We start from the raw sequence: 26,838 nt of genomic DNA on the forward strand, positions 1-26,838 counted from the left end.
TGGCGCAGGCGCGGTGACGCCGCGTAGGCATCCCGCGCGGTCGTACGGAGTCCCGCGGCGACCCGTGGAGACCGCGGGGCTCACGGTGCGGGGAGCCACTCCCCGGCCAGGTGGTGCCGGACCGCGGTGACGGCCGGGCGGTCGACATCGAGCCAGTCGACCGACCAGATCTCGCCGGGGGTCAGCCAGCGCAGCGCGTCGTGGTCCTGGAGCGGCCGGGGCTCGCCCGCGCACAGGCGGGCCGTCCAGACCTCCAGGACGTATCCCGGCCTGAGCGGGAAGCTGCCGGGGACCCGGGTGCGGACCTCGGCCTCGACGCCCAGCTCCTCGCGCAGCTCGCGGACGAGCGCCTGCTCGGGCCGCTCCCCCGGCTCGACCTTGCCGCCGGGCAGCTCCCAGCCTCCGGCCAGCTCGGGCGGGGCGCTGCGGCGGGCGGCGAGCAGCCGTCCGCCGTCGCAGAGGGCGGCGCCGACGACCAGGACGGGTGCGGTCATGCGCGGGAGCCTACGGGAGCCGGACCGACCGCCGGACAGCCGCCGGGCGCCCCGCCGCCCGGGACCGCTCAGGCGCCGCCCGTGGTCGACTCGACCCAGTAGAGCTGCTGGTGACCGCGGGAGTCGAGGCGCTCGGCGACGCGCTGCGCCTCCGCCTTCGTCGCGTAGCGGGCCACCCGGTAGCGGTTGCCGTTGTCGTCCTGGCGCACCACGACCCAGGTGAGCGTGGCCGTACCTTCACTCATCACGCGTCCCTTCCCCCTGCACATCCCCCGGTACGCGGCCCGGCTCCGCCCCCAGCGGAAACCGCATCCCGCATATGCCTGACCCTACGCCCGGCCTTCACTGTACGGATACGGTTTTTTACGAAGAGGTACTCTTCCGGACAGTTTTCCCCCTGACCTGCACCTCCCGAGGGGGCGCACGCGAGGCCGCGCGCCCCCTGAGAGGCGCGCGAGGCTCCCGCCCGGCGCATCGGGGGACCCTGGGGCCGAGCAGGGCCGCGGGCGCCGCACGCTGGGACGGAACGGTGATTCCGCCCCTTCCGCCGGACTCCACGGATCCGGCACCGGCCCACATAGGACCCGGCGCGGGACACAGCCACCGGATCAGTCCGAAATGCACCGGGCAGGCCGCGGAGATGCACCGAGGATCCGCCCGGTCCCGGGCCGGGCCGGGACAGCCCCCGGCGAGCGGAGACCTCGGCGCACAAACAGCCGACGCGCAGACAGCCGACGCGCAAACGGTCGGCGTGCAAACGGTCGGCGTGCAAACGGTCGACTCATGGCGGTCCGCACACAGAGCGTGAACCCACGGACCGTCAGCGCACGGAGGCAGGGCTCACGGACCGTCAGCGCACCGGCAGGTGGTACGCGATCTGGTAGCGGTCGGCCGGGACGACGACATCGGCCGTCTCCACCGGGCGGCCGGAGGCGTAGTACGTCCGCTGGATCACCAGGACCACATGGCCGGGCACCCCGCCGAGGGCGAGGAGTTCCTCGGCGAGGCCGGGGCGGGCGCCGACCTCCTCGGTGACGTTGTCCACGATCACGTCGATGGCGGCCATCCGCTCGACCACGCCCATCCCGCCGAGCGGGCCCTCCTCGGGCAGCATCACCGGGGTGCGGCCGGTCAGCGAGAGCGGTTCCCAGGAGGTGGAGAGCATCATGGCCTCGCCCGCGTCCCGGTAGAGGTAGCTGGTGCACATCACGCGCTCCCCCGCCTCGATGCCGAGCCGCTGCGCGACGGCGGCCCCGGCCGGCACCTGCTCGCTGCGCGACTCCCAGCTGCCGTAGGCGCCGTCCTCGGCCTGCTCCTGGCGGAAGGAGGTGGCGCCGCCCGCGGGCCGGTACCCGGAGCGCGCGACCCGGCGCGGCACCGGTCGCTCGCGGACGTACGTCCCCGAGCCGGAGCGGCCCTCCACGAGGCCCTCGGCCATCAGGACCTTGCGCGCCTCCAGGGCGACGGTGTCCGAGACCCCGTACTCCTCGCGGATTCGCGCCTGCGAGGGGAGGCGGGTGTGCGGCGGCAGTGAGCCATCGACGATCTTCTTGCGCAGATCACCCGCGACGCGGAGATACGCCGGCTGCCCACCGAATACCACTGGCCACTCCCCTCCGTTTAACAGACGGCAACAGACTGACAACCGTGGGTTGTTGACCGCAAGTCAAGGCCTGGGAATCACTCGATGTGATGACATGCCTTTACCCGGCCATATTGCGAACGGTAAAGGACCTTCCTCGTGGACCGTCCCCAACGGGCGGCAGCGCGTGCCGAGTTGATCACTGTCCAGCGCCCGGCCTTCCTACACCGGCCCGGGCCGGAACCGCCCCGCGGACGGCACCTCGAACACCTGCCCCGGCGCTCAGATCGCGGTGCCCGCCCCGCCGGAGCCGGAGCCCGAGCCGCCCGTACCACCGGAGCCGCCCTCCTCGCCCTCGCCGCCGTCCTCCCGCTCGGGCGGGGTGACGACCAGGCCGAGGGCCTTGCGCGCGGGGATCTGCTCGCGGTCGGCGTAGGCCTCGTCGGCGGCGCCGTAGGCCTCGTAGAAGGTGTCCGCGTCGGTGGCCTCCGCCGCCTTGTCCCACTGGGTGCGGGCGGCCTTGACGGCGCGCAGTTCGGCGGCGATCGCATCGGCGGCCCGGGTCGGCCAGCGGTGGTCCCGCAGGGCGCGCTCCTGGTCGCCGAGGGCGGAGGCGACCTCGCGGGCCCAGCGCCGGTGCCCGGGCAGGTCGTCCTCGACGTACTCCTCCTCCGGAGGGTTCTCCAGGGCCTCCTCGGTCGCCCGGAGCGCCTTCAGATAGGCGGTCTGGTCGGCGTCGAGGCTGCCCTCGTCGTTGCGCAGCGGGCCGGTGAGCCGCCCGGTGGCGTCGGCGTTGCCGAACAGGCAGGTGATCTCACGGTCGCCGTAGTCCCAGCTCTCCCGGCTCGGCGAGAAGTGGTAGACATCACTGTCCGCGGGCAGCGCCCAGCTGTCCATCGCGTAACCGCGGCGCAGCGCGAAGCACTTGTCGTCGGCGGTCGCGTCGAGGCGCTTCTCGCCGGGCCAGGAGCCGCCGGGCAGCGTGAAGTTGGCGAAGACCTCGCCGTCGTGCGCCCCGGAGCAGGGCACCCGGTCCACGTCGTAGGCGAGCCCTTCGAGGGAACGGCCCTGGGTGTCGAAGCACTCGCCGACGTCCAGCGAGAAGGTGACCTCCTCGCCGCCGGGGCCGCCGCCCGCGCTGCCGCCGCCGTCCCGGTCGTCCCCCACGAGGATGCCGATCAGGCCGAGCGCGAGCACCATCAGCCCGAGCGAGGACAGCACGATCCCGGCGATCGCCATGCCCCGGCCGCGCTCGCCCCGCCGGTTGATCTGGGAGAGCCCCACCGCGCCGAGCACCAGGCCGAGTCCGGGCACGAAGCACAGGATGCCGAGCACGAGCGAGGCGATGGCGAGCCCGTTGACCGGCGGCTGGACGTACGGCTGGTAGCCGCCGGGCCAGGCCTGGTACGGCGGCCCGGCCGGACCGCCGGGATAGCCGCCCGGCTGCGCGTACGACCCCGGGTACGTCTCGTAGGGCTGGTACGGGCCCGGCTGCGGGGCGCCGCCCGGCGGGGGCTGCTGCGGGCCGGGCGGGGGCGGTATGTCCACGGGGTGCTGGCTCCTGGTGCGGGGTCACGGTGCGCCGCCGCCTGCGCGGCTCCGGCAGCCCGCATCGTATGCCGAGCCGCCGACAGCGCCCCGTGCGGGACGGCCGCGGGGCCGCGCACGCGCCTCGCCCCCCGCGGCGGCCGGGCGGACCCGGAGCGCCGCGGGGGCTAGGGGGTGTCGTCACCGTCCTGTGTGGTGTCCGCGGTGTTCGGTGCGTGCGCTCGGTGCGGCGAGCGTGTGTGCCGGGCGCCGTGCGGGACGGTGACGACACCCCCTGGGACTCGGAGGGGAGCCGGACACCGCGGGCGAGGCCCCCGTGCCGGAGACGGACCGCGAACGGTCCTCGACCGGCCCTCGGCCCGGGCGGGTTCGGCTCCCCGGTGTACGGTCCCGGCGGATCACCGCGGGGCGGCGGCGCCGCGGAACCGCGGGCCCCGGGCCCGGAGCCATGAGCCCCGGCCCGGAACCGCGGACCCCGGGCTCAGAACTGCAGGCCCCAGGAGTCGATCTTCCCGGTGTCGTAGCGGGCGTTGTCGCTGACCCGCAGCTTCCAGCCGCCGTCGGCGGTCTCCGCGGAGGCGTCCACCGCGTACGTGGCGTTGATGTTGTCGGTGCTGCCGCCGGTGCCGTAGTCCTTCAGCGTGTAGGCGGTGCCGTCGGGGGCGAGGAGCTGGACGCGCAGGTCGCCGATGTAGGTGTGCTGGATGGCGACCTTGACGCTGAGCGAGGCCGGGGCGCGGCCGGTGACCCCGCTGACGGCCAGCGGGGAGTCCACGCTCGCGTTGTCGTCGATCGGGTAGTCGGCGGTGTTCTCGAAGAACTTGCCGGGCGGGGTGGTGGTGCCGCCGCCGACGTTCAGGAGCCGGTTGGGCGAGCCGGAGCCCGGGTTGCCCACCACGCCGGAGCTGGCGGCGTTGTTGAGCGCGGTGCCGACCTGGGCGGGGGTGGCCGTCGGGTTGTCGGCGAGGTAGAGCGCCGCGGCGCCCGCGACGTGCGGGGTGGCCATCGACGTACCGGAGATGGTGTTCGTCGCCGTGTCGCTGGAGTTCCAGGCCGAGGTGATCGAGGAGCCCGGGGCGAAGATGTCCACCGAGGAGCCGTAGTTGGAGAAGCTGGAGCGGGCGTCGGTGCTGGTGGTCGAGCCGACGGTGATGGCCTCCGCGACGCGGGCGGGCGAGTAGTTGGCCGCGTTGGCGCCGTCGTTGCCCGCGGCGACCGCGAAGGTCACCCCGGAGGCGATGGCGTTGCGCACCGCGGTGTCCAGGACGCTGTCGGCACCGCCGCCGAGGCTCATGTTGGCGACCGAGGGGCCCGAGTGGTTCTGGGCGACCCAGTCGATGCCCGCGACGACCTGCTCGGTGGTGCCGGAGCCCTGGTTGTCGAGCACCCGGACCGCGACGATCCTGGCCTTCTTGGCGACGCCGTGCAGGGTGCCCGCGACCGTACCGGCGACATGGGTGCCGTGGCCGTGCCCGTCCTGCGCGGTGTTGTCGTTGTCGATGGCGTCGTAGCCGTTGACCGCCCGGCCGCCGAAGTCGCTGTGCGAGATGCGTACGCCGGTGTCGATGACGTACGCGGTGACGCCCTGCCCGGCCGAGTCCGGGTAGGTGTACTTGTTGTCGAGCGGCAGGTTCTTCTGGTCGATGCGGTCCAGGCCCCAGGAGGGCGGGTTGTTCTGGGTCGCGTCGGCGTGGAAGGTCCGGTTCTGCACGACCGAGGCCACGGCCGGGTCGGCGGCGAGCTTCTTGGCCTTGGCCTCGGAGAGGGCGATGGAGTAGCCGTTGAGCACCTTGCCGTAAGTGCGCCGGATCTTCGCCCCGTACGCCTCGGCGACCGCCTTGCCCCGCTCCGAACGGGCCTTGGCCGCACCGTCCTTGAGGGTGACGAGATAGCTTCCGGCGACCGCGTTGGGGGCGTCGGCGTACTGGATGCGGCCCTCGCCCGCGGGCGCCGAGGCGCTTGCGGGGAGTGCCGAGACGAGTCCGAGGGTGAGTGCCGCCGCCGCGAGCGCGGCGACCGTGCCGCCGGTGGCGCCGAGGGCTGCGGGGCGGGCGACTCTTCGCCGGGTGTGACGCTTCACTGCCATGGTGTGGGGCCCTTCTGAGGGAGAAGTTGCCTGGTGGGGGGTAGTGCAAGGACACACGAAACAGGTCAGGGCCATGACAATTGACCCTGCCTTGACCAAAGATTGGCGCGGTCACAGGAATTCCACAAGTGGCGTGCACGGACGTAACACCGCCGCCACACTCTCTCCATGAAGAGCGGCGCATAAGGGGCGTAAGGGAGTTGACCCGACCCTCTCTCTTCGCTCAGGTGCGGCTTCCGAGGGCTCGCTCGCGCGCGGATGACGTGGCCGGCCTCATCCTGCGGAACGTCCGAGGGAATCGAGGGACCGGAGTTCGTCCGCGGTGAGGCGCAGCGCACCCGCCGCCACGTTGTCGACGAGGTGTTCCGGGTCGCCTGTCCCGGGGATGGCCAGCACATGGGCGCCCTGCGCCAGGGTCCAGGCCAGGCGGATCCGGGCAGGTGAGACGCCGTGCGCGCGGGCCACGGCCCGGATCTCGTCGTGCTCGGCCCGGACGGCTCCGGCCTCGCGCCCCTGCCCGGCGAGGGAGAAGAAGGGCACGAAGGCGATGCCGCGCTCGGCGCAGGCCCGGACCATCTCCTGCCCACCGGGGGCGTCGACGCCGTAGCGGTTCTGCACGCAGACCACCGGAGCGATCTCCTCGGCTTGGGCCAGGTGTTCCCTGCGGGCGTGGGAGATGCCGAGGTGGCGCACGAGCCCGGCGTCGCGCAGTGCGGCGAGAGCCCCGAAATGCTCGCTGATCGAGTCCTGGCCCATGAGGCGGAGGTTGACCAGGTCGAGGTGGTCGCGACCGAGCTGCCGCAGATTCTCCTCGACCTGGCCGCGCAGCTGCTCGGGCCTCGCCGAGGTGGCCCACTCGCCGTCGGCGTCCCTGGCCGGTCCGACCTTGGTGGCGATGACGAGATCGTCGGCGTAGGGCGCCAGCGCCGAGTTGATCAGCTCATTGGCCGAGCGCAGCCGGGAGAAGTAGAACGCCGCGGTGTCGATGTGGTTCACGCCGAGCTCGACCGCGCGGCGCAGCGTGGCGATCGCCTGGCCGCGGTCCCGCGGAGTGCCCTGGTGGAAGGCGGCACTGCCGGTCAGACGCATGGCGCCGAAACCGATCCGGTTGACCTCCAGATCACCGAGCAGCCACGTACCGGCGGCTGCCGCGGAGACCGGATGAGGCGTCGTCTGTTCCATCGGCTCCCTCTCGATCGGCCCTCGCCGTCCGACCGTGCACGGCGCGGCGGTCCTGGAGTATGCGCAGGTGACAGGTCCGGCGGAAAGGTTCGGAGGGTCGGGGGAATGTCACAGGGTGAACGGGAACCCTGGCCGCGTACTGGTGAGTTGTCACTGGTGACACTTCGGTTTCGGGGGCTGCCGGTCGGGAGCGGAGCCGGACGAGGAGTGCGGCGGCCCGGAGGAGGAGCGCGGGAGCCCGGGGGAAGTGTGCGGGAGCCGGAGGAGGAGCGCGGACGCGGGGGCCGTGCCGGGACAGGTGTGGGCGCGCGGCCTAGCCTCCCCTCATGAGCAATTCACCGTCCGCGGCCGATCCCCCCGCACCCGCCACTTCCGGCCGGCTGCCCTCCCCGCCTCCGCCCGGCCGAGGGCCCGACGCCCTGCCCGGCCCGCTGCCCGACTCGGTCTGCCCGGTGGACGGAACCCGGGTGCCGGCGGCCTCCCTCGACTGGTGCTGCCCGCGCTGCCGCGGCCCGCTCGACCTCGACTTCCACGGCAGGCCCGCGGACCTCGACGCCCTCACCGGCAGGGTCAACTCCCTCTGGCGGTACGCGGAAACGCTGCCGCTCGCCGCGCCCGCGGTCTCCCTCGGCGAGGGCCGGACCCCGCTGGTCGCGCTCACCGACACGGTTTCGGCCAAGCTCGACTTCCTGATGCCCACCCTCTCCTTCAAGGACCGCGGCGCCGTCCTGCTCGCCGAACTCGCCCGCCGCCTCGGCCCGGAACGCGTCCTCGCCGACAGCAGCGGCAACGCCGGTACCGCCATCGCCGCGTACTGCGCCCGGGCCGGACTGCCCTGCACGGTGTACGTCCCCGCCGCGACCTCCCCGAAGAAGCTGGAGCAGATCGCCGCCCACGGCGCACGGCTGGAAACGGTCGACGGCGACCGCCAGGCCACCGCCCTCGCGGCCCGCGCGGCGGCGGACGCCCCGGGCACCTTCTACGCCAGCCACGTCCACAACCCGTACTTCCTGCACGGCACCAAGACCTACGTCCACGAACTCTGGGAGGACCTCGGCGGCCACCTCCCCGAGCGCCTCGTGGTCCCCGTCGGCAACGGCACCCTCCTCCTCGGCGCCGCCCTGGCCCTCACCGAACTCCACACCGCGGGCCTGCTCCCCCGCCGCCCCCGCCTGATCGCCGTCCAGTCCGCGGCGGTGGCCCCCCTCGCCCGCGCCTGGCAGGAGGGCGCCGAAGACCTCCTCGACGACACCCCCGCGTCCCCCACCCTCGCCGAGGGCATCGCGATCCCGCGTCCACCGCGGGCCCGCCAGATCCTCCGCGCGGTACGGGAGTCCGGCGGCGAATTCCGGACGGTGACCGAACCCCAGATCCGCACCGCCCAACGCGACCTCGCGACCCGCGGCTTCTACGTCGAGACGACCGGCGTGGCCTGCTGGGCCGCGGTACGGGAGGAGGAAGCAGGGGCGAGCACGGTGGTGCCGCTGTGCGGGGCGGGGGTGAAGACGGGGGTGGGGGGGTGTAGGGGGGCGGGGCTGGGCTTCCTCCCCCGGCCTCACTGCTTCTTGGCCTGAGCCCACGAGGCAGTTCTTGCCATTCTGCGAGGGCACGTCACGTGACGTGAAGAATGCGGTTTGCGAGTGGTGCCGGATGCGAAGCTGGTAGCGAGAACCAGGGGTGCGGCGTACTGAAGCCCCGGGTCAGTTGGTGTGCTCCCCGCGGGTGCGGGGGTGGTCCCTGCGTGTATCCGCGGCGGGCGCGGGTCTTGGCGTGCTCCCCGCGCAAGCGGGGATCCCCCTCCCATACGTCACAATCAACCCACCCCCTCCGCTCCCTACGGAAAGATCCCCCTATGGACACCGGAAAGCTCGAACTCGCCGCTCAGCGCTACCGCGAGGCCAAGGCTGCCCTGGACGGGGCCTTTGCCGATCTGCAAGTCGAGGCGATTGCCGCGTTGCAGAAGGGGAGCGGCGAGCCCGGCGACCACGCCGAGGTCGCCCGGATCACCGGGTGGTCCGAGGAGCAGGTGCAGCAGCTGATGCGTCGCGCCGCCGAGGAGGGCGTCGAGGCGAGCTGAGCAACCCGGAGGGACCCGTACCCAGCCTGCCCGGGTGCAGCCCCGGGCGTGCCCGCCCCGGGTGTCAGGTGGCGCGCCGCTCGTCCTCGGGCTCCCTGGGCGCGGCTGACTCCACCGGCGCGGACTCGGCCGAGGCAGCAGCCGTCTCCGAAGACCCCTCCGGCGCAGAAGCCTCCCCCCGCCCCAACTCCCCCGCCAGCCGCCGCTGTTCGTCCTCCACGATGCGGCGGGCCAGGGAGCGGTCCGAGACGTCGACGGCCTCGGGGTCGGATTCGGCGGTGTCGCTGCGGCGGGCGTAGGCGTCGAAGAGGCGGTCCTTGTTGCGGAGGATGTCGAGGAGGCGTTCGTCGACGCTGTCGGTGGCGAGCAGGCGGTGCACCTGGACCGGGCGGACCTGGCCCATCCGGTGGGCGCGGGCGATGGCCTGGTGCTCCATGGTGGGCTTGACCTGGGGTTCGCAGAGGATGACGACCGAGGCGGCCTGCATGTTGAGGCCGACGCCGCCCGCCTGGATCTGGCTCAGGAGTACGGCGTGGCCGGGGGCGGCGGCGAAGTCGTCCACGAGTTGCTGGCGCCGCCCCGCCGCCAACTCGCCGGTGAGCGGCCCGAAGACGTCCTCGCCGAGGGCCGCGTGCACGGTGGCGAGGACCTCGCGGAAGTAGGAGAAGACCACGGCCTTGAGCCCGTTGCCGGCGGCCTCGGCGAGGAGTTCGCGCAGCCGCTCCAGCTTCGCGGAGTCGGCGGGCGCGGCGTAGGCGGCCCGGCGCATGGCCATGAAATTGCCCGCGGCGACGGCCTCGGCGTACTCCTCCTTGTCGGCGGCGCTGAACTCCTCCCACTCGTCGACCTTGAGCAGGGCGGGCAGTTCGGTCAGTACGTCCTGCTGGTTGCGGCGCAGATACGCGGGCGCGACGGCCCTGCGGAAGGCCTGGGAGCCCGCCGCCCCGGCGCCCTGCTCGATGCCGTCCACCAGGGCGGGCTGGAGATGGCGCACCAGGTTCCGGAACTCCTCGACCCGGTTCTCCATGGGGGTGCCGGTCAGGAACAGCACCCGCTCGCTGCGTTCGGCCCAGCGGGCGACGGCCCGGGAGCGGCGCGCCGCCGGGTTCTTGACGTAGTGCGCCTCGTCCACGACCAGGAGCGCGGGCCAAACGCCCGGGGTCGCGAAGGCGGTATCGAGGGTGCCGGGGGTGCCGGAGACCCCGGGACAGGTGCCGGAGGCAGCCAACCCCGAGCCGGAAGTCGCCGACCGCGAGGCGGAGTTGCCCGGCGCCGCGTCGGTGAGCGCGTGCAGGACGTCGAAGGTGGTGAGCGCGACGCCGCCACCGGTCTGCCATTCGGCGAAGGCCTCGGCGCGGGCGGGGCCGTGTACCAGTACGGGGCGCAGGGCGCTGCGGGAGCGGATCTCGCGGGTCCAGTTGATCAGGACGCTCGCCGGGCAGACGACCAGGAAGTGGCTCTCGCCGCGGGCCGCGAGATGGGCGAGGACGGCGAGGGCCTGCACCGTCTTGCCGAGGCCCATCTCGTCACCGAGCACCACCCGCCGCTGCGCGAGCGCGAACCGGGCGCCGAAGGACTGGTAGCCGCGCAGCGAGACCCGCAGCAGGCCCTCGTCGAGGCGCTGCTCGCGTACCCGCCCGGCGACCTCGTCCGGCAGGAAGCCCTCGGCCGCCGCCACATCGGTCCCGCCACCGGTGTACTCGGCGAGCAGGCTGTAGTACTCGGCGGAGCGCAGCTCGAAGTCGACCAGCGCGGCGAGCGGTTCGGCGTCCTCGCGCAGCAGGTCGACGCTGGACTGGGCGAGCAGTCCCGGGGTCCCGGCGCGGTGCAGCTCACCGGTGAGGGCGCGCAGCCGGGCGGCCGCGCCGAGGGCCGCCTCGCGGGTGCGGCGCCGGGCGAAGAGCATCCGCAGCCGGCCCGCGGCGGGGGCGGCGAGCGGGAGCAGGGCGCCGAGTTCGCGGGCGGCGCGGGTGGCGGACTCGGTGGCGCGGCGCAGTTCGGGGCCTGCCTCGACCAGGCGGTGCAGGGCTTGGAGCAGGGCGGTGGCGCGGGCGTCCGGCGCGTCGGCGTCGATACGTACCGAGACCGTCTCGGAGACCGCCTGGGCGAGCTGTTTCGCGGCGGCCAGGGCCTGGTCGGCGGTCTGCTGGCCGACGCCCGGTACCTGCCGCAGGGCATGGCGGCTGGCGGCGTGCACCGCGCCGACCGTGGTGTACCCGGCGTCCTCCAGGGCGCCGAGCCGCAGCCGTCCGCCGGTGACCTCGCGCAACCGGGTCACCGCGATCTGGTCCAGTTCGGCGGCGATCAACTCGTCGAGGACGGGGGCGAGCGCGGCGCGTACGGCCTCCTGCGCGCGGGCGTGGTCGGCGAGCAGCTGCCGGGCGGCGGTGTCCAGGGCGCGGGCCTCGGCGAGCAGCCCGGCCACCGCGCGCCCGGGGCGCTCACCGCCGGGTCCGGGCGCCTCGGCCCCTCCGGCGGGACCGGCCCACCCGAGCCCCTCCGCCGCTGCGCCCCCGCCGCCTTCCGCCATCACGCCCCTCGTGCACCCACCCGGATCCGTCACCCGTACCGCCGGGACCTGCTCGCCCCGGACCACCGCTGCCTCTTCGTTCTTCCTTCTCTCGTTACTTCTGTACTTCTGCGCTTCTGCACTCTGTCGTTCTTCTCGTGCTCTCGGCTCGCTCCGCGCTCTTCGTTCTCCCCGTCTCCTCAGCCCTTCTCCGGCTTCTTCGCCCTCTCAGGCTTCGTCTTCTCCGCTCCCGTCCGGACCACTGCGCCGCATCCTGCCACGCGCCACCGACACCGGGCCGGACTGGCGAACGGGCGGCGGGCAGGCGGCGGGCGGACGCCATCGGCCTCACCCCGCCCACCGCCACCCCCGCGCCCCCAGGCCCCCAGGCCCCGTTGACGTCGCGCCCCGTACCTGATTGCCTCCTACACCTACCGACCCCGCTGAGCGACCGCTCAGCAACCCCCTCCCGGGAGGCCGCGGTGACCTCGGTGCACGACCCCGGCTCGGCTCTGCCGCCGCTCCCCCGCCCCGGCCCCGAACCGTCCCGCCCGGCGGCCTCGACCACATCGCCCGTCCCGGCGGGCCCGGCGTCCCCGGCGAAGCAGCCGCCCCCGGCCCCCTTCGCGGACCAGGTGCGCCTTGAGGCGGACGGCGAAGACCAGTACCTCGGCCTGTGCCACGAGGGGCGCAAGGGTGCGGGCTTCGGCGGATCGGTGCTGGCGCAGGCGCTCGCGGCGGCCTGCCGGACCGTGTCGGGGCAGCGGCCGGTGCACTCGCTGCACGCCTACTTCCTGCGGCCGGTCTCCTGCGAGGAGAAGGTCGCCTACCGGGCGCTGCGGATGCGGGACGGCCGCTCGTACTCGCTGCGCCAGGTGCTCGCCCGGCAGTCCGCCGGGGAGGTGCTGAGCCTGCACGCCTCCTTCAAGTCGCCGGAGCCGGACGGCCATCGCAGCCAGGTGGAGGCGCCCGGGGTGCCCGGCCCCGAGGGTCTGGCCGACGCCCTGGACGGCCACCGCTCACCGGCGCTGCGCGAGGTGCTCGACCTGCGGTACGTACCCGAGGAGGAGGTCCAAGTCGGCGGGCCCGAGGGCGAGTTCACCCTGCACACCTGGTCCCGTACCCGGCTGCCGCTGCCGCCCGAGTCCGCCGCGCACGCCTGCGCGCTCGCGTATCTGAGCGATGTGACGCTGGCGCCGACCGCGACCCGGGCCTTCCACCGCGTCTTCCCGCGCAGCGGGGGTTCGCCGGTACGGCTCGTCTCCCTCGACCACGCGCTCTGGTTCCACCGGCCGGTGCGCGCCGACGCGTGGCTGCTCTTCGCGCAGCGCAGCCGGATCGCGGCGGACGGACGCGCCCTGTGCCAGGGCGAGTTCTTCACCCGGGACGGCGAACTCGTCGCCACCGCCGCCCAGGAGGCCCTGCTGCGCGCCCCCGCCGACTGACCCGCGCCCGTCCAGGGCGTTTCCTTTCTTGCGCACCGGTCTTGCGCACCGGCCCGCGCGGGCCCTGCCCGATCCGGCGGAAAAGCCCTACGACAGCCCGTGCTTGCGCGTCACCAGCCGTTCGGCCGCCCCGTGGCTGAGCAGGCGGCGCAGGGTGAAGACCAGCGGGGCGTTGCTGCCCACGGCGTAGAAGGCCTTGGGGCGTTGGGCCTCGATCGCGGTGAGGATGGTGTGGGCGACCTTCTCGGCGGGGATGCCGATCGCCTCGTTGGCGTCGAGTTTGGCGGCGACCGTGCCGTACTCGGCCGCGTAGGGGGAGCCCGGGGCCTGGTAGCGGGTGCGGCGCTCGCTGATACCGGTGCGGATCGAGCCCGGTTCGACGGTGCTCACATAGACGCCGTACGGGGTGAGTTCGCGCCGGGCGGCGAGGCCGAAGCCCTTGAGTGCCGCCTTGGAGGCGACGTAGGAGGAGCGGAAGGCGAGCGGGAAGCTGGCCAGCATCGAGCCGACCATCACCACCCGGCCGTGGCGCCGTTCCCGCATGCCGGGCAGCAGGAGCTGGGTGAGCCGCACCGCGCCGAAGACGTTCAGCTCGAACAGCCGCCGCAGGGCGTCCATCGGCAGCTCTTCGAGGGCGCCGAGCTGGCTCTCGCCCGCGTTGTTGACCAGGATGTCGACCGGGCCCGCCGCCTCGGCGCAGGCGAGGATGGACGCCTCGTCGGTGAGGTCGAGGGGCAGGTACTCCACTCCGGGCAACCGGGCTTCCTCGTCGAGGAGTTCGGGCTTGCGGCTGGTGCCGAGCACCCGGTGGCCGCGGGCGGCCAGGGCGGCGGCGACGGCGCCGCCGATGCCCGAGGAGGCGCCGGTGATCAGTGCGGTCCGCTGGGTCATGCCGTCTCCCTCAGGTGCCACGTGGCTGTGGGTGGGCGGGGGTTCGCCTCAGGTGCGGGGGAAGTGCCGTGCGATGGGCGCAAGTTCACGCGAGCGACCGGGCGAGGGCGCGGCCGGCCGCGCGGCCGGAGAAGATGCAGCCGCCGAGGAAGGTGCCCTCCAGGGCGTTGTAGCCGTGCACTCCCCCGCCGCCGAATCCGGCGACCTCCCCGGCCGCGTACAGGCCCTCGAAGACCTCGCCGTCCGGCCGGATGACGCGCGCGTCGAGGTCGGTCTCCAGGCCGCCGAGGGTCTTGCGGGTGAGCAGGTTCAGGCGCACCGCGATCAGCGGGCCGTGCGCCGGGTCGAGCAGCCGGTGCGGCTTGGCGACGCGGGCGAGCCGGTCGGGGAAGTAGGCGCGCGCGTTGCGCACCGCCATCAGCTGCATGTCCTTGGAGTAGGCGAGGTCCACCTCCCGGTCGCGGGCCAGGACCTCCCGTTCGACCTGGGCGTAGTCCAACTCCGGTGTGCTGCCGAGGGAGTTCATGCCGTCGACCAGATCGCGCAGAGTGCGGCGTACGACGAAGTCCTCGCCGTGCTCCATGAAGGCGGCGACCGGACCGGTCGGGCCCTTCTTGACCCGGTTCAGGGTCAGCTTCAGGTCCTTCCCGGTGAAGTCCGGGTTCTGCTCGGAGCCGGAGAGCGCGAACTCCTTCTCGATGATGGTCTGGGTGAGCAGGAACCAGGTGTGGGCGTGGCCCGTGCGCTGGATGTGCTTCAGCGTGCCGAGGGTGTCGAAGCCGGGGAAGTAGGGCGGGGGCAGCCGCTGACCGGTCGCGTCCAGCCAGAGCGGGGAGGGGCCGGGGATGATCCGGATCGCGTGGTCGGGCCAGATCGGGTCCCAGTTCTTGATGCCCTCGGTGTAGTGCCACATCCGGTCGCGGTTGACGATGTTGCCGCCCGCCCGCTCGGTGATCTCCAGCATCCGCCCGTCCACGTGCGCGGGGACCCCGCAGATCATGCGGGCGGGCGCGGGGCCGAGCCGCTCCGGCCAGTTCCTGCGCACCAGTTCGGGGTTGCCGCCGATACCGCCGGAGGTGACGACCACGGCCTGCGCCCGCAGCTCGAACGAACTCACCTTGTCACGCGAGGACTTGACGCCCCGCGGCGCCGCGGAGTCTTCGAGCACCGTCCCGCGCACGCCCACCGCGGCGCCGTTCTCCACCACCAGCTCGTCGACCTGGTGCCGGTGACGGAACGTCACAAGCCCTTCCTGCTCTGCCCTCTTGACCGGTTCGAGGAAGACCCGGACCACCTCGGGTCCGGTGCCCCAGGTCAGATGGAAGCGGGGTACCGAGTTGCCGTGGCCGGAGGCGAGTCCGTCGCCGCGCTCGGCCCAGCCCACGTTGGGCATGAACCGCAGCCCGAGGCCGTTCAGGTAGCTCCGCTTGGGTCCGGCCGCGAACTCCACATACGCCTGGGCCCACTTGCGCGGCCAGTGGTCCTCGCGCTCGTGGTCGAAGGCGGCCGAGCCGAGCCAGTCCTGGAGGGCCAGTTCGTAGGAGTCCTTGATCTTCATCCGGCGCTGCTCCTCGCTGTCGACGAGGAAGAGGCCGCCGAGCGACCAGAAGGCCTGGCCGCCGAGGTTGGCCTCGTTCTCCTGGTCGAGGACGAGGACCTTGCGCCCGGCCCGGACGAGTTCGTACGTCGCGACGAGACCGGCGAGCCCGGCCCCCACCACGATGACGTCCGCGACGTCTGCCCGCTCGCTCACTGGTCTGCCTCGCCTTCGCCGGGACCTTCGGTGGAGTACGCCATCAGTACGTGGCGGAAGAGCTCTTCGCGGCGGGCGCGTACGGCCGGGTCCGCGGGTTCGAGGAGCACCTGCACGCTGGTGCCGTCGTGCACGGCGATCAGCGCCTGCCCGAGTGCGGTGCGGTCGGTGACGCTGCGGCCGATCCGCGCCAGGGCCCCTTCGACCAGGGGCAGCAGGGCGTCCAGGATCGCCGCCTCGCGGGCCGCCATCACGCGCCGCAGCGGCGGATTGCGCAGCGCGTGCGCGGTGAACTCGGCCGTCACCCGGTACCAGGCGTCGTCGACCGGGATCACGTCGAGCACGGCGCGCAGCACCCGCTCGGGATCGTCCGCGTCCAGCGCGCCGGAGCCCTCGGTGGCCGCGATCGCCTCGCGCAGGCCCTCCCGCATCGCCGCCGCGCGCTCCTCCCACATGGCGAGGAACAGCTCGTCGAGGGAGGTGAAGTTCGAGTAGAAGGCACCGCGGGTGAAGCCCGCGCGCTCGCAGACCCGGTCGACCGTGGAGCGCCCGAAGCCCTCCTCGGCGAAGACGTGCAGGGCCGCGTCGAGCAGCCGCTGCCGGGTCAGGGCGCGGCGCCGGGTGACCCGCTTGGGCCGCTCACCGCGGGTCAGGGATGTCATACGTGCCGCTCTCCGCCGCCGTCGTCGCCGCCGTGCCCCGGAGCGGTGGCCCCGGAGCCGGTCTCCGAACCCGGTGACCGGGCCCGATGCGCGGACCCGGACAGCTGAACAGATGGATGAATGGACAGATGGACAGCTGGAGGCCCGGATCCGATACGGGAATGTATCCAATACGTTCGTGTATCGACAAGGGGTGGGACGGAGACCGGTCCGCGCGGGCCGAGTGGGCCCCCGGTGCGGCGAGGCGGCGAAGTGCGACCGGCCCCCTACCCCGCCCGGCGCCGCGCCAGCATCCTCCGCTGCACCCGCCGTCCCCGCGCGACCGCCAGCGGAAGGGCGCGCAGCCCGAGCGAGGGCAGGGCGTCCGCGAGCCGCACCTGGAGTCCCCGCCGGCGCGGGACGGCGGTGACCGGGCGCGGGCGGTCGAGGACCCCGCGTACCGCCGCGACGACCTCCTCGGGCCGGAGCAGCTTGCCGGAGAAGGACAGCGCCGAGGCGGGGTCGTCGAGCTTGTCGTGGAGCATCGGGGTCCAGATGCCGTCCGGGCAGACGCAGGAGATGTCGATCCCCTTGATCCCGGCGAGCCGCAGATCGGCGAGGGTGCTCAGGCTGAAGCCGAGGGCGGCGTGCTTGGACGCCGCGTACACCGCCTCACCCGGCACCGCGGTCAGCCCCGCCAGCGAGACCACGTTCACGATGTGGCCGCCGGTCTCCCGCATGGCCCCGATCGCGGCGACCGTGCCGTTGACGGTGCCGAGCGCGTTGACCTCGATCATCAGGCGGCGTACGTCCGGGGGTTGCTCCCAGGCGGGCCCGGTGGCGAGCACCCCGGCGTTGTTGACCCAGACGTCGAGGCGGCCTGCTTCCGCCAGGGCGCGGTCCCGTGCCGCGGTGACCTGGGCCTCGTCCCGTACGTCGACGGCGGCCCAGCCGACCTCGGGGCCGAGCGCGGCCGCCGTGGCACGGGCCGCCTCCGCGTCGAGGTCGGTGACCAGGACCCGGTGGCCGCGCTCGACCAGGGCACCGGCGATCAGCCCCCCGAGGCCGCGGCCCGCCCCGGTGACCACCGCTCCGGCGGGGTCGCGGCTCACCGGCGGCCGCCCTGGATCTCGCCGTAGGCGATCCCGCCGTGGACGTAGGTGGGCACCACCGGCCAGAACCGCTTCCACGGGGCGAGTTCGGTGGAGGGCAGGATCTGCAGCCAGCGCGGGTCCGCCGCGCACCGGTCGGCGAGGGTCTTCTCCTTGACCATCGAGTCGTACTGGTCGAGCGAGTCCTCAAGCGTGTTGGCGTTGGGGCAGATCTCGCGGCCGAAGTCCTCGTGGTAGCGGCGCACGCCGGGGATCTTCGACAGCTCCGGCTGCCAGTTGTCCAGCGCGATGCCGTTCTCGGAGGAGACCCACACCCCGTCGGGCGTGTTCAGCAGCAGCGAGTGGTTGCCGTCGGTGTGCCCGGGGGTCCACAACAGCGCGACGCCCGGGCCGAGTTCGACATCCCCGTCGAGGACGGCGAACCTCTCCCGGTCGACGCCGCCGAGCCCGCCCTCGACGTACCAGGCCCACTGCATCGGGTGCAGCGACTCCAGGGTCGCCAGCTCGCGGCGCTGCACCAGCATCCTCGCCTCGCCGAACAGCGGCTTGCGCGGGGCGGTTTCGCCCTCGACGACCTCGGTGGAGCCCAGGATCATCCGCGGGTCCTGGACATGCAGATGGTCGAAGGTGCAGAAGTCGATGTCCTCCGGGGTCAGCTTCAACTTCCGCAGTACGTCGCCGGGTTCGGCGTAGTAGCGGACGAGGGCGCGCTCGATCAGCTTGCCGCCGGGGACCCGGTCGGTGAGCTTCTGCAGGTTGCGGTAGAAGGGCGCCTCCGCGGAGCCGTCCGGCACCGTCGGCTCGAAGACCAGGGTGCGGGCCCGGCCGCCGAAGTCCTCGTACTGCACGACGATCATCCGGTTGATCATCGAGATCAGCGGCAGCGTGGGCACCGAAACGGCGTTGTGGAAGGCGTACTTGACCGGATAGGGCGCCGCGGCGATGTCCACCGACCGCACCGCGCGCACCCGGCCCTGCGCCGTGAAGCGCTCCTTGTACGCCGCGGCGGCTTCGCGGACCGCCCGCAGCCGTTCGCCACGCGGCCACACCTCGTGGACGCCGTCGAACTCGGGGATCGGGCGGGCACCGATCGCGGTGAGTTGGTCGGTTCCGGTCGGGTGGCTGGTGTCGGTCCGACGGCTGGTGTCGGTCGGGTGACCGGTACCTGGCGGGTGACCGGTGCCGGTCGGACGGTCGCTCCCGGTCGGGCGGTCGGTGCCGGTGGTCGCCATGAGCCGCTCCTCGCTCTCCTCGTCGGGCCAGCAGGATGCCCGCCCGGGCGGGGCGGTACTTGTTCCAGCGCGACAATCTCCGGAGCGGCTGCGCAGCGGGGGCGGCCTCCTGGGTCACCGCCCTCAAGCCCCGCCGCGCGTCCGGCGTCGTACCTCGCCGGGGCTGGTCCCCCGCCAGCGCCGTACCGCATGGCTCAGTGCGGACTGGTCGGCGAAGCCCGCCATCGCGGCCACCTGCCCGAGCGGCAGATCGGTGGTGGTCAGATACCGCAGCGCGAGGTCCCGCCGTACGTCCTGAAGGATCTCCTCGAAGCCGGTCGACTCCGCGGCGAGCCTGCGTTGCAGCGTGCGCGGATGCATCCGCAGGAGCCGGGCGATATGGGCGAGCACCGGCGGGGTGGTGCCGACGCTCGCGGTCAGCGCCCGGCGGACATGGGTGGCGACCAGGCCTTCCGGGTCGGTGTGGTGCCCGGCCAGGTAGTCGACGGCGAGCCGCCGGATCGCCGCGTCCGCGCCCCGGAACTCCTCGTCGAGGACCCGCCGTTCCACCCGCAGCGCGGCGCTCGGGCACCCGAACCGCACCTGGGCGCCGAAGAACTCCGTATAGCGCGCGACCGGCGACAGCGGCTGGTGCGGCAGCTCCACCGACCGGAGCCCGGACAGGCTCCCGACCAGCGCCACCGCCACCCGGTGGAAGAGTCCGAGCCCCAGCTCCATGGCCTGCGGGGAGTACGGCGACTCGCGCAGATCCTTGCGGTAGGTCAGCGCGACGACCTCGCGGCGCCCGCGCGGATCCGCCTCCACGGCGATGCTCAGCGCCGGGCTGTGCACGAACAGGAAGCGCGAGGCGCACTCCAGCGCCTCGGCCACCGTGGAGGAGGCCTGGATCGCCACCGCCAGCCGGCCGAGGATGCTCAGATCCTGGTCGTCGGCGAGCCGGAGGCCGAAGTCGGGGCAGCCGAGGTCCCGGGCGACCGCGTCCAGCATCAGGTCGTGGCCGGTGATCGGGATCAGCCCCTCCTCGGAGGTCAGCGCCTCGGCCGGGATCGCGAACCGCGCCAGGAACTCCCCCGGATCGCCGCCGAGTTGCTCGACGAGGGCCGCGAAACCGCGCAGGCTGGCTCCCCGGATCATCGCGCTCATCGGGGGATGGTAGCCGCGTACGCGGGACCGGTGTACCTCCCCGCCCGGGGCGAGTGCGTCACCTGGCGCGCCCGGATCGAGGACACCTGGATCCTCAACGAGGGCCACTGCGGCTGAGGTTCACGGCCCCGCCGGGGCGTACGCGGCAGTCGGCGGGGCCGCACTCGGCGACGGTCAGCGGCCCACCGGTCAGCGGTCACCGGTCGTCAGCGAGCAGTCCCCGGTCCCCGGTCACCCCGGGCGCCCCGGTGAGCCGGTGGTCCCGCCGATGCGCAGCAGCCGGGCCAGCCGGCCGGGCAGCGTCCAGTTGATCCGTCCGAAGAGGCCGACGAGCGCGGGGGCGAGCAGGCCGCGGACGATCACGGCGTCGATGACGATGCCGAGGGCGAGGGCCGTGGCGAGGATCTTGACCTCCACGGCCGGCACGGTGGCCAGGGCGACGAACGCCAGGAAGAGGATCAGCGCGGCGCTGGTGACCAGCCTGCCGGTGCGCGCGATGCCGTCGACCACGGCGCGGCCGGTGTCCCCGTGCGCGTCGTAGGACTCGCGCATCCGGGCCAGGATGAACACCTCGTAGTCCATCGACAGCCCGAAGAGGAAGGCGAAGACGGCGATCGGCACCCAGGTGGTCACCGCCCCGCTGGCCTGCTGCCCGAAGAGCAGTTCGGAGCCCCAGCCGTGCTGCCAGATCAGTACGGTGACGCCGTAGGCCGCGGCGAGCGAGACCGCGTTGAGCACCAGCGCCTTCACCGGGAGCCACAGCGAGCGCAGGGCCTTCGCCAGGAGCAGGAAGGTCACCACGACCACGGCGAGCACCACCCAGACGACGTCCCGGTAGACGGCGTGCACGAAGTCCGCGTCCTCGGCGGGGCTGCCGCCCACCCGCGCGCCGCCGCCGTGCTCGTCGACCGCCTCGCGGATCCGGTCCAGTGCGGCCTTGCCCGCTCCGCTCGCCGGATCGCGCTCCAGATAGACCTGGAGCAGGCAGTCGCCGTCCGCCGACCAGCCCCCCGCGCGCGGGGCCGCCGCCGCGGCGACCCCCGGCACCTCCCGTAGCTCGCCCGTCAGTTGACCACCCGCGCCGCACGGCGCCAGCACCTCGACCGGCCGCAGGAACCCCTCGGGCACCCCGCCCTCGACCGCCGCCGTCGCCGCGCGTGAGGCGGGGCTGTCCGAGCTGAGCCCGCTGAGCTGCGGCGAGCCGAGCGAGAGGCCGAGGACCGGGACGCCCAGCGCGAGCAGGAGCGCGGCGCAGCCGAGGACGGTACGCAGCCGCCGCCGCAGCACCCCGCGGGCGATCGCCGCCCAGAAGCGGGACCAGCCGTCCGCGGGCTTGCGGCGCGGCCACTGCAAGCGCGGCCCCCAGGCGCTGAGCAGGGCGGGCACCAGGGTGAGCGAAGTGGCCACGCTGAGCAGGGGGATGAGCAGGCCGCCGAGCCCGATGCTGCGCAGGAACGGCAGCGGGACCAGGACCAGCGCCGCCAGCGAGACGGCCACCGTCACCCCGCTGAAGAGGACCGAGCGCCCCGCGGTGCGCATGGCCTCCCGTACCGCCGCGTCGTTCTCGCGGCCCTCCGCGCGCTCCTCGCGCCAGCGGGTCACCACGAGGAGGGAGTAGTCGATGGCGACGCCGAGACCGATCAGGCCGACCAGGTACTGCACCACGAAGGAGACATCGGTGAGGGTGGTCAGCCCGAGGAGCGCGAGGAAGGTGGCGAGGATGGACACGGCCGCCACGAGCAGCGGCACCCCGGCGAGCAGCGAGCCGAAGACGAGCGCCAGGACCACCAGTGCCCCGGCGGCCCCGAGGACGACCTCGATGAGCACGCCCCGGTCGTCCTCGCCGTTCCCGCCCTCGGCCAGCAGCAGGAATCCGGTCAACTCGACGCCCGCACCGGCCCGTTCGACCACGGCCTCCACCCGCGGCTGGGCGGCGGCATACGGTTCGGCACCGGGCGTCACCGGCGGATACAGCAGGGCCACCGAGGTCCGGCCGTCCTTCGCGGTCAGCGCCCCGGCCCCCGGTTCCGCGGCCGTGACCACCCGGGTCCCCGGCACCGCCTCGCGCACCGCCCGGCCGAGCGCCGCGGCCCGCCGCGGGGCGTCCGCCCCCTCGACGACCGCCGCGAGCGGGTCGGTGGAGCCCCCGCCGCGGTAGGTCTCGGCGATCCGCACATTGGTCTCGTACCCGGGCTGCCCCGGCAGCGCGAAGGTATAGCTCAGCCGGTCCGTGGTGGCCGGGGCGAGCAGCGCCCCGGCCAGGGCCGTCACCAGCCAGATCCCGGCCACCAGCAACCGGCGCCTGAGCACCCAGTCGGTCAGCCTCTCCACCGGCAACTCCCCACGAACGGCACGTACAACGGCACGGACAGCGGCGGCGCTCCGCACAGGAACGCGGCCGGCGTCGGAGAGACGTATGCCACCGCATCGCCACTCGAACCCCCGCGCTCACGAAAGCGGCGCCCCCTCGCGCACGGGGGTCGCGAGGGGGCGCCGGGGCGGACCGGCCGGAGGGGGTGGGCCGACCGGGCCCGGTTCGGGTGAACGTCAGGGGGACGTACGGGACTTGGGGGCCTTGGAAGCCTTGGGGGCCTTGGGGGTGTTGGCCGCGGTGACGTTGACGCCGGACCAGGCCGCGTCGACCGTCTTGTACTCGGTGCTGTCCTTCCCGTACAGGTCGGCGGCGGCGCTGAGGGTCGCCTTGCGGGCCTGGTGGAAGTCGGTCGTGGAGACCATGTAGCGGGTCAGCGCCTGGTAGAAGATCTTGGTCGCCTTGTCCCGGCCGATGCCGGTGACCTGGGAGCCGTCGTGGGTGGCCGCGTCGTAGTCCACCGTCCCGATGGTCTTCTTGCCGCTGCCCTCGGCGAGCAGGTAGTACGCCAGCGAGGAGACCCCGGAACCGGCGTGCACCTCGGTGTCGTAGGCGTCCTTCGACCAGTAGTCGATGGTGCCTTCGAGCTTGTCGAGGGAGGGCTTGTCGAGGCGGCGGAGGAACTTCTGCTCCAGGCCGAGCTGTTCGCCGATCAGGTAGTTGGGCGGGGTGCTCTTGTTGCCGGTGGAGAACTCGACGTTGGCGCCGAAGATGTCGGCGAGCGACTCGTTGAGGGCGCCGGGTTCGCCGTACTGGGTGCCCGCGCCGTCGACGCGGGTGGGCTCCAGGGCGGCGGTGGCCTCGACGACGCCGTGGGTCAGCTCGTGGCCGGTGACGTCGAGGACGACCAGCGGCTTGGTGAAGTCCTTGCCGTCGCCGTCCCCGTAGAGCATGCAGGCGCAGTCCGGTGACCAGAAGGCGTTGCCGACCTTGTCGCCGTAGTGGACGAGCGCGTGCGCGCCCTTGCCGTCGTTCTTGATGCCCTTGCGGCCGAGGGTCTTCCGGTAGAAGTCCAGGGTGTTGGTGATGCCGTACTGGGCGTCGACGGCGGCGGTGGCCGGGTCCTTGACCGAGCCGTCACCCCACTTGTTGTCCTTGTCCGTGAAGGCCTTGGCCTTGGCGAAGTCCTCCAGCTCGGCGCCGCCCGCGTCGCGGGTCTCGGTGCCACCGCGGGTGCTGTCCTTCAGCGTGTACGAGTTCGCGGCGGTCTGCGTGGTGGACAGCTGCACCTTGCCGACGAAGAAGGAGGTCCCCTCGCCCTTGGCGGCCGAGGGGAAGTCGGCCGGGGTACGGGGGCTGACGCTCGCCGCACCGGTCGGGGCGCCCTTGGCGGGCACGGTCTGCGGGTCGACGGTGTCGCCCTGCGCGCGCAGCTTCTCCTTCACCGCGGGCGAGAGGAAGGCCTCGTCGACCGGGGCGTTGCTGAGGATCCTGCCGGTGGCGGCGTCGAGGACGACCTCGCTCAGCCCGCCCTCGGCGCTGCCGCTGCCGCCGACCTGCACCCGGTAGGCGAGCGCGGTGCCCGACTCCCGTGCGCTGAGGACGAGTTCGGCCTCGCCCGCCTCGCCCTTCGCGGCCTCGGCCGCCTTCTGCCGGGCCTGGCCCTCGGTCAGCCCGGGCCTGGTCGACTTCACGCCGACCTTGTGCGCGTAGGCGCGGGTCACGCCCAGGTACGCGGACTTGGCGCTGAGGTGGACGACGAGGTCGCCGCCGAGCACCGGCAGCCCCTGGTGGGTGCGGACGAAGCGGACGTGCTGCTTGCCGTTCGCGTCCACCAGGGCGTCGACGGCCTTGAGCTTGTCCTTCTTGCCGACCCCGGTCGCGGCGGCGTGGGCGACGGCGGCCTTGGTGGCGGCCGCGACCGCCGACTTGGCGGCCTGCTGCGAGAGCCCGCCCCGCGCACCGGCCGAGGCGGCGGACTCGGCCGGGGAGGCGGGAGAGGCGAGCGCGGAGCCCGCCGCTCCGGCGGTGAGCGTCGCGGCCGTGGTCACGGCGACGGCTATGGACAGACGGCGTATGTGGGGTCTACGCACGTGCACTTCCTTTGCGCTGCGTGGTGGCGGGGGCACCAGCCACTCGTACGCGCGGCGCCCTGGGGGCCGCGGGGACCCGGTCGGTCCCGCACAGACCCTGCAACGCCTGGCATGCACATGTCTATACCGCTAGGCGGCTTTTACCCGCCCATGCCCCGTAATTAACAATTGCCCGACTCTGTGTGACAGTTGAATGACCACGGGTGCTTCCGTGAAGGCATGGTGAAGCGCCCTGCTCCCAGCAAGAGGGCATAAGTCGGGTCTGGGTTGCCCGACAGGAGGGAGCGATTCACACCCAACCGCCACCGGGCAGCGGCAGGCCCGCGATGACCGACTTGCCGCGGACGGGCCGCGGGCGCACGGCCCAGGTGGCAGCGAGGTGATCGACGAGGACCAGCCCCCGGCCGCTCTCACTGTCCGCGCTCGGCCACCCCACCTCGGACATCCGAGCCGCCGACTCGCCGCCCTCCCCCGGATCCGAGACGGCGAGCCAGTAGTGCCCGTCCGCGGGCCAGAGCACCATCTCCACCAGCTCCTCCTCCCCGGCCCGCGCACCATGCCGTACGGCATTGGTCACCAACTCCGAGGTCAGCAGGTGCAGATCCTCACCGATCTGGGGCCACAACCCCCGGGGAAGCGCCTCGACCACCGCCCGCCGGGCCCGCGCCACGGAGGCGGGCCGAGCGGGAAAGCGCCAGAGGGAGGGTACGAGCGGGATTTCGGGCATGGCGAACTCCGTTGAGGTGGTGGGGTGTTGGGGTTTCGGGGCACTGACGCACCGGCGCCGCACGCGACCGGTGGCCTACCGCCCTGGACGCGGGCAGACCTCACCCCAGGACGAGTGGGCATGCTCGCGCGGTGCGCTTCCGGGTGTTGCGGTGCGCGTCTGATGTCTCACTGAAGGTAAGCCATGCGGTGGTAGATTTGCCACCTGCTTCGAGATATTTGCCACTCACTGGGGAACCTGTAGCCCTTGCGGCATGCTGATCACGGCTGAAGGAGAGGGAGTGACATGCCGCAGAGGGCTACGCCGACTGAACGGCAGAGGCGGCTCGGCAGCGAGCTGCGGCGGATCCGCAACGCCGCAGGTATGTCAGCGGAGTTCGCGGCAGGCCTGCTGGGAGTGGACCGCGGAAAGATCTCCAATATGGAGTCCGGCGTCAGGAGTATCAGCGCCGATCGACTCCGCACACTCGCCCATAACTGTGAGGTGACGGATGCAAGTTACGTCGACGCTCTGATCGAGATGGCGCAGCCAAGCAGCACGGGGTGGTGGGAGCGCTACCGAGGGATCCTCCCTCAAGGCTTCCTCGATTTGGCAGAGTTGGAAGCGAATGCCTCTCGTATGAGGACCTGGAACACCATCCACATCCCCGGGCTGCTGCAGACTTCCGACTATGCGCTCGCGATCTTCCGTGCCGCCGTTCCCCCGTTGCCCGAGCATGAGATCGGTTTGCGGCTCGCCCATCGAGCGGAACGGCAGGACGTCGCTACCGACGGCACGCGATCGACGTACACCGCTCTCATCCATGAGGCAGCTCTCCGCATGCAGTTCGGCGGACCCGAGGTAGCGCGAGCCCAGCTCTCGTCGCTGCTCGCCTCTTCCGAACGTGATGACATGGAACTGCTCGTCGTTCCTTTCGCCCATGGCGGCTTCCCGGGTGCTGGTCAGACAGTGCTGTATGCCGAAGGCCCTGTCCCGCAGCTGGACACGGTTCAGGTGGACAGCTCGCATGGTCCAGCTTTTCTCTACGCCGATGGACAGCTGGGGAAATACCGAGCCCAGTTGGATCGGTTGCAGGAGTTGGCTCTGTCGCCGGAACGGTCGCGTGACATGATCCGCGAGATCGCCCGCCAACTCTGAGGAGAGGCCTCGATGCCGGACATCACCTGGGAAGCTCCCTTCTGCGCTGAAGGAAACTCCTGCTTCCGCCTCGGCACCGACGCCGAAGGCAACGCCTACATAACCGTCAACGGCCAAGAGGACCACTACCTCACCGACACCCGCGAAGCCCTCCGCACCCTCATCACCGACATCAAGGCCGGAAAGGCCGACCACCTGCTCTGAGCCGGTGTCCCGGGTGGTTGGGCTCGCGGGCTTCCCGTAGCGCCGCTCGCTCAGCACGTCAGGTCGCGGGACGGCCTTCTAGGCGGTGGTCGACGCGGCTGCCCTTGCGGCCCGCTCGATCTTCGCGACGTGGGCGGCACGGGCATCCTCGTCGATCGGCTGCTCGTTCTCGGCGCGCACTCCGGTCCGGCCGTCCACGCTCTCGCGCAGGATGTCGGCGTGCCCGGCGTGCCGGACGGTCTCGCCGAGGACATGGACCAGGACGGCGAACAGGTTCGTGTTCGGACCAGGCCCCGACCACCAGGGCACTTGGCCGGGGGCGTCGAGGACGAGCGCGTCGATCGTCGCGTCCGCGTGTTCCCGCGTACGCCGGTAGAAACCGATGATCTGCCCGCGCGTCTCGCCTTTGGCCACCCATTGGTCGCTGCCGTCGGAGTCCTGCCACCGGCACAGCGGCTCCGGCGAGGGGCGGTCGAAGACCTCACCGAAGTACCTGGCCTCGACCGTGGCCAGGTGTTTGACCAGGCCGAGGAGGTTGGTACCGGTCGCGGTCAGGGGCTGGCGCGCGTCGTACTCGGACAAGCCGTCGAGCTTCCAGAGCAGCGCCTGACGGTCCCGGCGCAGCCTCTTGAGCAGGTCGCCTTTCGCCAATGCGTCGATCATGCGGCACG

General features: G+C 72.8%; 22 protein-coding genes. 5 read left to right on the top strand and 17 right to left on the bottom strand.

What is annotated here, in order from left to right; translation table 11 throughout:
• Positions 1 to 80: 80 nt before the first annotated feature.
• The 6 genes from MID12_RS09160 to MID12_RS09185 all read right to left on the bottom strand — a co-directional run bounded on the left by MID12_RS09160 (position 81) and on the right by MID12_RS09185 (position 6,892).
• Positions 81 to 494, bottom strand: coding sequence for a (deoxy)nucleoside triphosphate pyrophosphohydrolase (locus MID12_RS09160; RefSeq protein ID WP_263166007.1), 414 nt, complete (start codon positions 492 to 494; stop codon positions 81 to 83).
• A 68-nt stretch (positions 495 to 562) separates the two neighbouring features.
• A complete protein-coding gene (locus MID12_RS09165; protein ID WP_263166009.1) occupies positions 563 to 739 on the bottom strand; it encodes an SPOR domain-containing protein in 177 nt (58 codons plus the stop codon).
• Between the two features lie 605 nt (positions 740 to 1,344).
• The gene (locus tag MID12_RS09170; protein ID WP_040248777.1) at positions 1,345 to 2,097 is read right to left on the bottom strand and encodes a GntR family transcriptional regulator; all 753 of its coding nucleotides are present in this window, start codon (positions 2,095 to 2,097) and stop codon (positions 1,345 to 1,347) included.
• Positions 2,098 to 2,358: 261 nt separating this feature from the next.
• Positions 2,359 to 3,624 carry a DUF4190 domain-containing protein gene (locus tag MID12_RS09175; RefSeq protein ID WP_263166012.1) on the bottom strand — a complete coding sequence of 422 codons (1,266 nt, stop codon included), beginning with the start codon at positions 3,622 to 3,624 and terminating at the stop codon, positions 2,359 to 2,361.
• Between the two features lie 481 nt (positions 3,625 to 4,105).
• Positions 4,106 to 5,710 (bottom strand): S8 family peptidase, encoded by a 1,605-nt coding sequence (locus MID12_RS09180; RefSeq protein WP_263166014.1) that lies wholly within the window; start codon positions 5,708 to 5,710, stop codon positions 4,106 to 4,108.
• A gap of 273 nt (positions 5,711 to 5,983) precedes the next feature.
• Positions 5,984 to 6,892, bottom strand: a complete 909-nt coding sequence (locus tag MID12_RS09185) for an aldo/keto reductase (RefSeq protein WP_263166016.1) — start codon at positions 6,890 to 6,892, stop codon at positions 5,984 to 5,986.
• Positions 6,893 to 7,218: 326 nt separating this feature from the next.
• Between MID12_RS09185 and MID12_RS09190 the strand changes: the two genes are divergently transcribed.
• Both MID12_RS09190 and MID12_RS09195 read left to right on the top strand, forming a co-directional pair.
• Positions 7,219 to 8,466 (top strand): threonine synthase, encoded by a 1,248-nt coding sequence (locus MID12_RS09190; protein WP_263166019.1) that lies wholly within the window; start codon positions 7,219 to 7,221, stop codon positions 8,464 to 8,466.
• A 278-nt stretch (positions 8,467 to 8,744) separates the two neighbouring features.
• Positions 8,745 to 8,969 (top strand): hypothetical protein, encoded by a 225-nt coding sequence (locus tag MID12_RS09195; RefSeq protein WP_040248789.1) that lies wholly within the window; start codon positions 8,745 to 8,747, stop codon positions 8,967 to 8,969.
• Between the two features lie 64 nt (positions 8,970 to 9,033).
• Here MID12_RS09195 and MID12_RS09200 read toward each other — a convergent pair whose 3' ends face one another.
• On the bottom strand, positions 9,034 to 11,499 hold the full coding sequence (locus MID12_RS09200) for a DEAD/DEAH box helicase (RefSeq protein ID WP_263166021.1): 2,466 nt from the start codon (positions 11,497 to 11,499) through the stop codon (positions 9,034 to 9,036).
• Between the two features lie 461 nt (positions 11,500 to 11,960).
• Here MID12_RS09200 and MID12_RS09205 point away from each other — a divergent pair, with 461 nt between their 5' ends.
• Complete coding sequence (locus tag MID12_RS09205; RefSeq protein WP_263166023.1) at positions 11,961 to 12,923, top strand: acyl-CoA thioesterase; 963 nt, start codon at positions 11,961 to 11,963, stop codon at positions 12,921 to 12,923.
• An 87-nt stretch (positions 12,924 to 13,010) separates the two neighbouring features.
• Here MID12_RS09205 and MID12_RS09210 read toward each other — a convergent pair whose 3' ends face one another.
• The 9 genes from MID12_RS09210 to MID12_RS09250 all read right to left on the bottom strand — a co-directional run bounded on the left by MID12_RS09210 (position 13,011) and on the right by MID12_RS09250 (position 24,826).
• On the bottom strand, positions 13,011 to 13,814 hold the full coding sequence (locus MID12_RS09210) for an SDR family oxidoreductase (RefSeq protein WP_263166025.1): 804 nt from the start codon (positions 13,812 to 13,814) through the stop codon (positions 13,011 to 13,013).
• An 85-nt stretch (positions 13,815 to 13,899) separates the two neighbouring features.
• Positions 13,900 to 15,567 carry an FAD-binding dehydrogenase gene (locus MID12_RS09215; protein ID WP_263166027.1) on the bottom strand — a complete coding sequence of 556 codons (1,668 nt, stop codon included), beginning with the start codon at positions 15,565 to 15,567 and terminating at the stop codon, positions 13,900 to 13,902.
• On the bottom strand, positions 15,564 to 16,229 hold the full coding sequence (locus tag MID12_RS09220) for a TetR/AcrR family transcriptional regulator (RefSeq protein WP_040248794.1): 666 nt from the start codon (positions 16,227 to 16,229) through the stop codon (positions 15,564 to 15,566). Before MID12_RS09220 ends, MID12_RS09215 begins: the two co-directional genes overlap by 4 nt.
• Positions 16,230 to 16,495: 266 nt before the next feature.
• Positions 16,496 to 17,320, bottom strand: a complete 825-nt coding sequence (locus MID12_RS09225; protein WP_263166029.1) for an SDR family oxidoreductase — start codon at positions 17,318 to 17,320, stop codon at positions 16,496 to 16,498.
• Positions 17,317 to 18,552, bottom strand: coding sequence for a hypothetical protein (locus MID12_RS09230; protein ID WP_263166031.1), 1,236 nt, complete (start codon positions 18,550 to 18,552; stop codon positions 17,317 to 17,319). The genes MID12_RS09225 and MID12_RS09230 overlap by 4 nt, the downstream gene beginning before the upstream one ends.
• A 123-nt stretch (positions 18,553 to 18,675) precedes the next feature.
• The gene (locus tag MID12_RS09235) at positions 18,676 to 19,695 is read right to left on the bottom strand and encodes an AraC family transcriptional regulator (RefSeq protein ID WP_263166033.1); all 1,020 of its coding nucleotides are present in this window, start codon (positions 19,693 to 19,695) and stop codon (positions 18,676 to 18,678) included.
• Positions 19,696 to 19,926: 231 nt separating this feature from the next.
• A complete protein-coding gene (locus tag MID12_RS09240) occupies positions 19,927 to 22,026 on the bottom strand; it encodes an MMPL family transporter (RefSeq protein ID WP_263166035.1) in 2,100 nt (699 codons plus the stop codon).
• Between the two features lie 216 nt (positions 22,027 to 22,242).
• Positions 22,243 to 24,099, bottom strand: coding sequence for a M4 family metallopeptidase (locus MID12_RS09245; protein WP_263166038.1), 1,857 nt, complete (start codon positions 24,097 to 24,099; stop codon positions 22,243 to 22,245).
• A 289-nt stretch (positions 24,100 to 24,388) separates the two neighbouring features.
• Complete coding sequence (locus tag MID12_RS09250; protein ID WP_040248798.1) at positions 24,389 to 24,826, bottom strand: ATP-binding protein; 438 nt, start codon at positions 24,824 to 24,826, stop codon at positions 24,389 to 24,391.
• Positions 24,827 to 25,111: 285 nt separating this feature from the next.
• Between MID12_RS09250 and MID12_RS09255 the strand changes: the two genes are divergently transcribed.
• Positions 25,112 to 25,963: a helix-turn-helix domain-containing protein gene (locus MID12_RS09255; protein WP_263166042.1), complete on the top strand. Its 852-nt coding sequence runs from the start codon at positions 25,112 to 25,114 to the stop codon at positions 25,961 to 25,963.
• A gap of 12 nt (positions 25,964 to 25,975) precedes the next feature.
• Positions 25,976 to 26,167 carry a hypothetical protein gene (locus tag MID12_RS09260; RefSeq protein ID WP_040248802.1) on the top strand — a complete coding sequence of 64 codons (192 nt, stop codon included), beginning with the start codon at positions 25,976 to 25,978 and terminating at the stop codon, positions 26,165 to 26,167.
• Positions 26,168 to 26,245: 78 nt separating this feature from the next.
• On the opposite strand, the gene MID12_RS09265 is transcribed toward MID12_RS09260, so the two are convergent.
• The gene (locus tag MID12_RS09265) at positions 26,246 to 26,830 is read right to left on the bottom strand and encodes a DinB family protein (RefSeq protein ID WP_263166046.1); all 585 of its coding nucleotides are present in this window, start codon (positions 26,828 to 26,830) and stop codon (positions 26,246 to 26,248) included.
• Between the last annotated feature and the right edge of the window lie 8 nt (positions 26,831 to 26,838).

Source organism: Streptomyces sp. SCSIO ZS0520 (assembly GCF_025643355.1).
Lineage (GTDB): Bacteria > Actinomycetota > Actinomycetes > Streptomycetales > Streptomycetaceae > Streptomyces > Streptomyces physcomitrii.

What these genes read in the sequence shown, in the direction of transcription:
- MID12_RS09160 (WP_263166007.1), bottom strand. Translation starts at nt 494, where the DNA reads ATGACCGCACCCGTCCTGGTCGTCGGCGCCGCCCTCTGCGACGGCGGA.
- MID12_RS09165 (WP_263166009.1), bottom strand. Translation starts at nt 739, where the DNA reads ATGAGTGAAGGTACGGCCACGCTCACCTGGGTCGTGGTGCGCCAGGAC.
- MID12_RS09180 (WP_263166014.1), bottom strand. Translation starts at nt 5,710, where the DNA reads ATGGCAGTGAAGCGTCACACCCGGCGAAGAGTCGCCCGCCCCGCAGCC.
- MID12_RS09185 (WP_263166016.1), bottom strand. Translation starts at nt 6,892, where the DNA reads ATGGAACAGACGACGCCTCATCCGGTCTCCGCGGCAGCCGCCGGTACG.
- MID12_RS09190 (WP_263166019.1), top strand. Translation starts at nt 7,219, where the DNA reads ATGAGCAATTCACCGTCCGCGGCCGATCCCCCCGCACCCGCCACTTCC.
- MID12_RS09195 (WP_040248789.1), top strand. Translation starts at nt 8,745, where the DNA reads ATGGACACCGGAAAGCTCGAACTCGCCGCTCAGCGCTACCGCGAGGCC.
- MID12_RS09200 (WP_263166021.1), bottom strand. Translation starts at nt 11,499, where the DNA reads ATGGCGGAAGGCGGCGGGGGCGCAGCGGCGGAGGGGCTCGGGTGGGCC.
- MID12_RS09210 (WP_263166025.1), bottom strand. Translation starts at nt 13,814, where the DNA reads ATGACCCAGCGGACCGCACTGATCACCGGCGCCTCCTCGGGCATCGGC.
- MID12_RS09220 (WP_040248794.1), bottom strand. Translation starts at nt 16,229, where the DNA reads ATGACATCCCTGACCCGCGGTGAGCGGCCCAAGCGGGTCACCCGGCGC.
- MID12_RS09230 (WP_263166031.1), bottom strand. Translation starts at nt 18,552, where the DNA reads ATGGCGACCACCGGCACCGACCGCCCGACCGGGAGCGACCGTCCGACC.
- MID12_RS09235 (WP_263166033.1), bottom strand. Translation starts at nt 19,695, where the DNA reads ATGAGCGCGATGATCCGGGGAGCCAGCCTGCGCGGTTTCGCGGCCCTC.
- MID12_RS09250 (WP_040248798.1), bottom strand. Translation starts at nt 24,826, where the DNA reads ATGCCCGAAATCCCGCTCGTACCCTCCCTCTGGCGCTTTCCCGCTCGG.
- MID12_RS09255 (WP_263166042.1), top strand. Translation starts at nt 25,112, where the DNA reads ATGCCGCAGAGGGCTACGCCGACTGAACGGCAGAGGCGGCTCGGCAGC.
- MID12_RS09260 (WP_040248802.1), top strand. Translation starts at nt 25,976, where the DNA reads ATGCCGGACATCACCTGGGAAGCTCCCTTCTGCGCTGAAGGAAACTCC.
- MID12_RS09265 (WP_263166046.1), bottom strand. Translation starts at nt 26,830, where the DNA reads ATGATCGACGCATTGGCGAAAGGCGACCTGCTCAAGAGGCTGCGCCGG.